General features: G+C 60.7%; 5 protein-coding genes and 1 tRNA gene. 3 read left to right on the top strand and 3 right to left on the bottom strand.

Features of this window, described 5'->3' with window-relative positions:
• The first annotated feature begins 264 nt into the window (after window positions 1-264).
• Complete coding sequence (locus ACVW0R_RS10550) at window positions 265-1,710, top strand: hypothetical protein (protein WP_457502029.1); 1,446 nt, start codon at window positions 265-267, stop codon at window positions 1,708-1,710.
• A gap of 23 nt (window positions 1,711-1,733) precedes the next feature.
• On the opposite strand, the gene ACVW0R_RS10545 is transcribed toward ACVW0R_RS10550, so the two are convergent.
• Together ACVW0R_RS10545 and ACVW0R_RS10540 are read right to left on the bottom strand one after the other, a co-directional pair.
• Entirely contained in the window at window positions 1,734-2,795 is a 1,062-nt protein-coding gene (locus ACVW0R_RS10545) for a histidinol-phosphate transaminase (RefSeq protein ID WP_011430707.1), read from the bottom strand.
• An 83-nt stretch (window positions 2,796-2,878) separates the two neighbouring features.
• A tRNA-Asp gene (locus ACVW0R_RS10540) sits at window positions 2,879-2,952 on the bottom strand.
• A gap of 49 nt (window positions 2,953-3,001) precedes the next feature.
• Here ACVW0R_RS10540 and ACVW0R_RS10535 point away from each other — a divergent pair.
• Window positions 3,002-3,493, top strand: coding sequence for a hypothetical protein (locus ACVW0R_RS10535; protein ID WP_011430706.1), 492 nt, complete (start codon window positions 3,002-3,004; stop codon window positions 3,491-3,493).
• An 18-nt stretch (window positions 3,494-3,511) separates the two neighbouring features.
• Here the strand turns inward: ACVW0R_RS10535 and ACVW0R_RS10530 are convergent, their stop codons facing one another.
• Window positions 3,512-5,185, bottom strand: coding sequence for a serine/threonine-protein kinase (locus ACVW0R_RS10530; RefSeq protein WP_011430705.1), 1,674 nt, complete (start codon window positions 5,183-5,185; stop codon window positions 3,512-3,514).
• 286 nt (window positions 5,186-5,471) lie between these two features.
• On the opposite strand from ACVW0R_RS10530, the gene alaS reads away from it, so the two are divergent.
• Window positions 5,472-8,123 carry an alanine--tRNA ligase gene (gene alaS / locus ACVW0R_RS10525; protein ID WP_457392121.1) on the top strand — a complete coding sequence of 884 codons (2,652 nt, stop codon included), beginning with the start codon at window positions 5,472-5,474 and terminating at the stop codon, window positions 8,121-8,123.
• Window positions 8,124-8,163 lie beyond the last annotated feature (40 nt).

Below are 8,163 nucleotides of genomic sequence, written 5' to 3'. Positions count from 1 at the left end.
GAAGACTTCTTTACTACTGATCAATCCATCCTCCTTCCGAAGTTGGTTTGCTAAGTGCTGCTATTGTACCCCTTGAGCCCTTAACAGGCTGTATCTCCATTTTTAATTGGAGTTTACGACCACGCTCCGGAGCAGAGAGAGCGGTTTGACCTGGGGCGCCGAACTTGCCTATTTGGGAGGGGGGCCGATCAGCCGGATATTCTCCAACACCCACAATCTTTAGAGATTTGGAAGCGATATGCCCGCCGCGCCTACCCCGACTCCATGGTTGCAGATGAAAACGTCTGGCTGGAAATCCAGGAGACTACAGAGGGGAACTTAGCTTTGTCGATGGAGGAAGAAGAAATTCTCCAAAGCACCTCTATGCCTCTACTAATCAACGGGCGAGCTGGGAGCGGCAAATCTCTGATGTTGTATTACCGTTTTGCTGATTACTGCAGCCATTACCTGAAGGATTCAAGCAAAGGAAGCTTTCAGTACCGTCCTCTCTTTTTAACCTATAGCCCGAGTCTAGTACAGCAAGCCCGCAGCAAGGTAAGTACAATTTTGCGGGTCAACCATCGTTACCGAGAGAGAGGCAGTGACTTCTCAGAAGGGGAAATTGAGCGATGTCAAGCTTTCTTTAGCACCTTCCAGGACTACCTGTTAAGCTGCCTTCCACCAGAGAGACAAGAACGCTATCAACCGGAGCGATATGTCAATTTTTATCGATTCCGGAGCTGGTACCGCGGCCGCAGTGATGTAGAATTAGCTTGGCATACGATTCGTACTCTGATCAAGGGCTATGGAGTAAGCGACTACTTGGATCCAGATTGCTATCGGGAATTGCCTCAAGCCGACCGCACTGTAAATGTAGAAGTTTTTGATCGAATATACGAGCAAGTTTGGCTGGGTTATCAAGAACGAACTACCTACGGAAGCTACTGGGACGATCAAGATTTGGCTAGGGATGTGTTACAGAATGGTTTTCTTAGATCAATTCACCCAGTCATTTTCTGTGATGAGGTTCAAGACTTTACCCAGCTTGAACTGAATATTGTTTTCTGCTTGTCCCCCTGGGGAAAATATAAGTTGGATTGGGCTGCGGTTCAGGCCCACCCACAGACGTGGCAGCGCGGACATGACTACGAGTTGGTGGCCAGCATGGCTCGAGACATGGAAACCAACTGGGATGAGCTGAGGTGGAAGCTCCCTGGACTGCGGGATTTTCTGCAGGAAGTGGTAAGCAGTGTGCGCGGGGAGCACGCTTGGTGGCTGCAGCCGCTGGAGGTGGGCCTAGCCTACGAGCGACTGGGCTGCTACCGAGATGCGCTCAGGTTTTATGAGCGCTTTGCTGAAAACAGAATCGGTAGAATCCCAAGATGGCAATGCTCTCAGATTCGGCAGCGCTGGCTTTTGGTTCACAAGAAGTACAGAGATTCTCTGCAGGCGGAGGGACGACCGACCGATCTTTTGGCGGAGGAGTTTAGCCGCGCTCAAGAGCGCTGGCGTGAGCAACTGCCCCAGGCAGAGCCCGAGCTGGAGGAATGGGATCCCTGGCCACATGACTTCGTGGAGCACCCCAGCCCTGTTCAAAGTTGGCTGCTGCAGCGGGAGCAAACTGAAGCTCAGAGACTGCAAGTGGCAATCCGCGAGGAACTGAAGCGGCTCAACGAGAGGCAGCTCCAGCAAGTTCATAGCCTGATTCAGCGATTGCTCGGCCCAGGTTGAGAAGGAGTTGGAAGTAGAGCCAACTACCGCAAGATCTGCCGCAGCCGCTCCAGGGCGCGTTGGTTTTCTTCAGGGGTGCCCACCGTTAGGCGCAGCCCGCCGCCGGTACAGCGCACACAAGTTCCCAGCTCTTGCCAGGCCCGCTGCAGATCCTGGGGATCCCATCCTGCCACCCGGAAGTAGAGAAAATTGGCCTGGCTGGGCCACACCCGCACCCCCGGCAGTTCCTGCAGGGCTTGGTAGAGGGCATCTCGTTCCTGACGGATGAGGGGTAGGTCGGCCAAAAACTCCTCGGCATGTTCCAGGGCGATCTGAACGGCCCACTGGGAGATGGCCGAGAGATTGTAGGGCAGGCGGATGGAGTCTAGCACCTGGATAAGCTGCGGATGGCCGATGGCATAGCCCACCCGGTGAGCTGCCAGGCGAAAGGCTTTGGAGAAGGTGCGCAAGATAACCCAGTTGGGGTGCTCCGCCAGCTTGGGCAGGGCCGTGTGCTGGCTGAACTCAAAATAGGCCTCATCGAGGATCACCAAAATCTCGGCGGGCAACCCTTCAACCCACTCCCACTCAGCGGTGCTCAGGCCATTGCCGGTGGGCGAATTGGGATCTACCAAGCACACCACCCGCACCCGCTGCTCCGCTACGGCCTGTTGACACCGCCCCAGATCCAGAGCAAACGTCTCGGGATGGCGGGGCACCCGCACCACCGGGATCCCCAGGCTCTGGGCTAGGATGGCGTACATGGAAAAGGTGGGCTCTGCAACCAAAACGCTGCCCCGCTCGCCCACACAGGTGGCGATGAGCAGGGAGCGGATTAGCTCGTCGGAACCGTTGCCCAGGCTAATCTGGGCCGGATCTGCCCCGGCATAGGCGGCGATGGCCTGCTTGAGGCCCTGGTGATGAGCATCGGGGTAGCGGTTGCTCGGGATCCCTTTTTCCCAGAGGAGGGAGAGTTTCTGCTTGAAGCCCACCGGCCAATCCCAGGGAAACTCGTTTGCATCCAACTTGTCGGCAGCTTGGGGCGGCACGGCATCATAGGGCTTGAGGTGAAGCAAATCCGGGCGCAGATACCGCAAGGCACACATCTCCCTACCCTAACGGAGCAAGGTACCTATAATAGCAGGGCTGACCCGCTTGCCGATGTAGGCTACAGTGTTCCTAACAGGTACGGGGCTGACGGGGCTCGAACCCGCAACTTCCGCCGTGACAGGGCGGTGCTCTAACCAATTGAACTACAGCCCCAGGAGCTGCGAATACCTATTCTGAACTTAGATGAGGATGGTTGTCAATCATGGTATCTAGTCTGGCGGCCCAGGCAGCAACGCTGGTAGAGGAGGCCCCGCAGAACGGGATCCCGACAGCGGCGATGCAGCAGGTGGCGGAGGTGCTCACCCAGGTGGCCCAACACCTGGATCACCTGCAGTACACCACCTTGCGCTACCCCGATGGTGGCTGGCTGACGGTGCGGGTGGTGGAAAGCTCCGCCGGGGCGGACTCCCCCCCAGAACCCGAGCCCCCCGGCCATCTGTGGATCCCGGCCTTTGGCCACCTGGAAGATGCCCAAGCCACGCTGGCGGAACTTCGGCAGCAAGCGCCGGACTTAGAGGCCACCTCCTTTGGGGTTTTGGAGCTGCTGTTTTTGGCCCTGGGCCTTTCCCGCGCCGAAGGCATCGTCTTTTACGACCAGGCAGGGGATCGGCGGCAAGGGAAAGCCGTGGCCTGCCGACCTCTGGCGGAGCAGGTGAGCCAGGCCCTCCGCAGAGGCCTTCCTCCCATAGCCTAAGGCGGGAACGGATCTGCTCTAGCTCAAGATGGCACCCTGGCGGCGGGCGAACTCCCGCAGCTTCCTATCCATCTGTGCCCCTCGCAGATCCGCTTTGTAAAAGCTGGTGAAGCGCTTGCCCTTTTCTTCGGCTTGGCGTGGCAGGGAAGTTCTGCCGCCTGCAGACCAGAGCACCGACCCGGCTACCACCAAAGCCATCCCAGCCGCCCCCAAGGCATAAACCACATTGCGCGTGGCGAGATGGACGAGCAAAAACGCCAGGCTCCCGGCTCCCAAGAGCCCTCCCAGGCCTGCTAGGATCTCGCCCAAGGTTTTGGCCGAGCCGAGGAGCCGGCTCAAAAAGCGCAGCCAGCGGGGTTGCGGTGTGTTGAAGCGGATCCCGCGCAGATCGGCTCCCTGCAGGTTGGCCCCCGAAAAATCGGCCCCCCGCAGGTCGGCGCAGCGCAAGTCGTAACCGGCTAAGTTCTGGTTGGCAAAAGACTTGCCCCGCAGATCCGCCCCCGCCAAAGACGGGATGCGCGGCGGGGTGGCTGGCTTGATCTGCCCGCCGCCGGTGATGCGGCTGGCTTGGCCCAGTTGGGTAAAACCGGTGGTGCTCCCCCAGCCGGTGGGAACCGATCCCAGGGGCAGCATGTCTCCCGCGCCGGGCCGAGGGAGCGGCGTAGGCGAGAACCCATCTGTTCGGGCAGGGGGGGGAGAGGTTGAACGGCGTCTGGTCCAATGGTCGGAGATCAGCAACGGGCTGGAGCCGGCAGTCAAGGGAGAAGGGGGCAAGATGACCGGCGAGGAAGGCGGGCCCTCCTGCACCGGGATCCCTTGCAGAGCCCGCAACGCCTCGGTAGCCGTGGCAAAGCGCTGGCTGATAACCGGGTGCAGCATGCGGCGCAAAATGGCGTCGAACTCGGGGCTGAGCTGCAGGCGATCCGACCAATCCCATTGGCCCGTGTTGTGGTCGTAAAACTTGGCCGGCGACTCCAGGGTCATCAAGTTGAGGCAGGTGGCGGCCAGCGCGTAGAGATCGCTGGCGGGGCCTACCGCCTGGCCGGCCATCTGCTCCGGCGGAGAAAAGCCCAGGGAGCGAATGGCCGTTCCCTCCTCCGACAACGTGTGGCCTGGCCCAAGCTGCTTCACCGCCCCAAAGTCGATTAGCACCAGGCGGCCATCTTCTTTGCGGCGAATCAGGTTGGCCGGCTTGATGTCGCGGTGGACGGTGTTGTGGCTGTGGACATAGCTGAGGATGAGCAGCACCTCCTGCATCACCTGCCGAGCCTGTTCTTCGGAAAAAGGCCCGTTGCGCCGCATCTCCTGGGCAAGCGTGATCCCCTCAATAAACTCCTGCACCAAGTAGAATTTGCCGCCTTCTTGGAAGTGGGCGTAGAGCTTGGGGATTTGCGAGTGCTCCCCCAGGCGCTCCAACACCTCGGCCTCGCGGTTAAACAGTTCCTCCGCCAGCCTGGCCAGTTGGGGCGAATTTTCAGCCGGGCGCAACTGCTTGATCACCCGCCAGGGCTTGGAGGGCATGTCCTCATCGCGGGCCAAGAAGGTGGCGCCAAATCCCCCCTGCCCCAGACGCTTGAAGGCGCGATAGCGATTGCGCAGCAGCAGCGGCTGCCCGCAGAAGGCACAGGTGGAGGCAGCCGGGGGATTTTCCGGCCGCAGACAGTCCGGATTGAGGCAGTAGCAGTTGGGCATATCATTCAGGCGCTACCGGCTGACGTCTAGGTAACCGAGACGGGGCCGATGGGCGGGCAAGCAAGTTGCCAGAGATACATCTAGCCTAGACCAAGGAGAGAAAAATCTTGCGCATCCGCCTCGAACAGGCTGATCCTAGCGTTTGCCCACTTGGGCTCAATCAGAGAAATCGCTTAGATTGTGTCGCTTTGGGGAGCGACACTGGCCCCATCTGAGAGCGGGAGTTCAACTGCTCCAGAGCCAAAAAACCTAGAATTGATCAATACAGTTACCCTTTGCCTTGGCCATGTCTCCATCCTTCTCCGGTGCCGCCATCCGGCAGGCTTTTCTGGATTTCTACGCCCAGCGGGGCCATCAGGTATTGCCCAGCGCCTCCTTGGTGCCGGAGGATCCGACGGTGCTGCTGACCATCGCCGGCATGCTGCCCTTCAAGCCGATTTTCCTCGGCCATCAGGATCCACAGTACCCACGGGTCACGACTGCCCAGAAATGCGTGCGCACCAACGACATCGAGAACGTGGGACGGACGGCCCGCCACCACACGTTTTTTGAGATGCTGGGCAACTTCAGCTTTGGCGACTACTTCAAAAAAGAAGCCATCACCTGGGCCTGGGAGCTGGTGACAGAGGTGTTTGGCCTGCCGCCGGAGCGCCTGGTGGTGAGCGTCTTTCGAGAAGATGAGGAGGCCTTTGCCCTCTGGCGCGATGCGATCGGGATCCCACCCCACCGCATCCGGCGCATGGGGGAGGAGGACAACTTCTGGGCTGCCGGCCCCACCGGCCCCTGTGGCCCTTGCTCGGAGATCTACTACGACTTCAAGCCGGAGCTGGGGGATGAGCAGATCGACCTAGGGGACGACTCTCGCTTTTTGGAGATCTACAACCTGGTGTTCATGGAGCTGAACCGGGACAGCGAGGGCCGCCTCACTCCCTTGGCCAGGCAAAACATCGACACCGGCCTGGGACTGGAGCGGCTGGCTCAGGTGCTGCAGGGAGTCCCCAACAACTATGAGACCGATTTGATCTTCCCTATTGTGCAGAAGGCGGCCGAGATTGCCCGGGTGGACTACTTCCAGGCCAGCCCCGAGCAGAAAGTCTCCCTCAAGGTAATTGGGGATCACGCGCGGGCGGTGATGCATCTCATTGCCGATGGGGTGATCCCCTCCAACGTGGACCGGGGCTATGTGCTGCGGCGGCTGATCCGGCGGATGGTGCGCCACGGGCGCCTCTTGGGGATCGGCGAGCCCTTTACCCTGCCGGTGGTGGAGACGGCCATCCAGTTGGCGGAGGCCGCCTATCCGGAGGTGCGGGAGCGGGAGGCGGTGATCAAGGCCGAGCTGCAGCGGGAAGAGGAGCAGTTTCTCAAGACCCTGGAGCGGGGGGAACGGCTGCTGTTTGATCTGTTTGCCAACGTCACGGCCAGTGGCGCGCCCAAGCAGATCTCGGGTGCCGACGCCTTCAAGCTCTTCGACACCTACGGCTTCCCGTTGGAGCTGACCCAGGAAATTGCCCAGGAGCGCGGCTTCAGTGTGGATCTGCAGGGCTTCGAGCAAGAGATGGAAAAACAGCGGCAGCGGGCCCGCGCCGCCCACCAAACCCTCGACGTCACGGCCCAGGGATCCCTGGACGAGCTGGCCGAGTTTTTAATCGAGACGGAGTTTTTGGGCTACAGCCAGTCTTCTGCCCGCGGCGTGGTGGAGGCCCTGCTGGTGGAAGGGAAGTCGGTGCCCCAGGTAGAGGCCGGGCAGTCGGTGCAGGTGGTTTTGGATCGCACGCCTTTTTATGCGGAGTCCGGGGGCCAAATCGGGGATCGCGGCTACCTGGCCGGCGACGGAGTGTTGGTGCGGGTGGAGGATGTGCAGAAGCGGGGGGATCTGTTTGTCCACTTTGGCCGGGTAGAACGGGGGATCCTGCGGGTGGGGGATCCGGTGCAGGCCCAGATTGACCTGGCCTGCCGGCGGCGCGCCCAGGCCCACCACACAGCCACCCACCTGCTGCAGGCAGCCCTGAAAAAGGTTGTCGATCCCTCTATTAGCCAGGCGGGATCTCTAGTGGCTTTTGACCGGCTGCGTTTCGACTTTACCCTCTCGCGTCCCCTCACCCCCGAAGAGCTGCAGCAGGTTGAGGATCTGGTCAACACCTGGATTGCCGAGGCCCATCCTGCGCAAGTCTCCATCATGCCCCTGGCAGAGGCCAAGGTCAGGGGGGCAATAGCCATGTTCGGGGAAAAATACGGCGCCGAGGTACGGGTGGTTGACTTTCCGGGGGTGTCAATGGAGCTCTGTGGCGGCACCCACGTCAGCAACACTGCCGAGATCGGCCTGTTCAAGATCATCTCCGAGAGTGGCGTAGCGGCCGGGATCCGCCGCATCGAGGCGGTAGCTGGGCCGGCGGTGCTGGAATACCTAAACGAGCGGGATAGCGTCGTGCGGGAGCTGAGCGCCCAATTCAAGGCCAAGCCCCAGGAGATCCCGGAGCGGGTGGCGGCTTTGCAGGCGGAGCTGAAGGCCGCCCAGAGGGCGCTCGAGGAGGCGCGCAGCCAATTGGCCTTGCTGCAGGCAGAGCGGCTCCTGCCCCAGGCTGTAGCTGTTGGCAATCTGCAGATCTTGGCGGCGGAACTGGGATCCACTCCCCCCGAGGCGCTGAAAACTGCTGCCGAACATCTGCTCCACAAACTGGGAGAAGGGGCAGTGGTGCTGGGATCGGTGCCGGAAGCTGGCAAGGTCAGCCTGGTTGCGGCTTTTAGCCCGGCGGTGCAGAAACTTGGTCTCAAAGCGGGCTCCTTTATCGGCGAGATCGCCAAGCTGACAGGCGGCGGTGGCGGTGGGCGGCCCAACCTGGCCCAGGCCGGCGGCAAACAGCCAGAGAAACTGGCCCAAGCCCTGCAGGTGGCCCAGGAGCGGCTACAGGCAGAGCTGTCTTCAGGCTTGGGCAGTTAGGAGCTGCCGCCTTACCCCATAATGAAAGCCGGGGATTTTC

The organism is Thermostichus sp. MS-CIW-15, assembly GCF_054060575.1.
The sequence above is the reverse complement of the archived record's forward strand: the minus strand, read 5'-3'. Positions and strand labels throughout refer to the sequence as shown.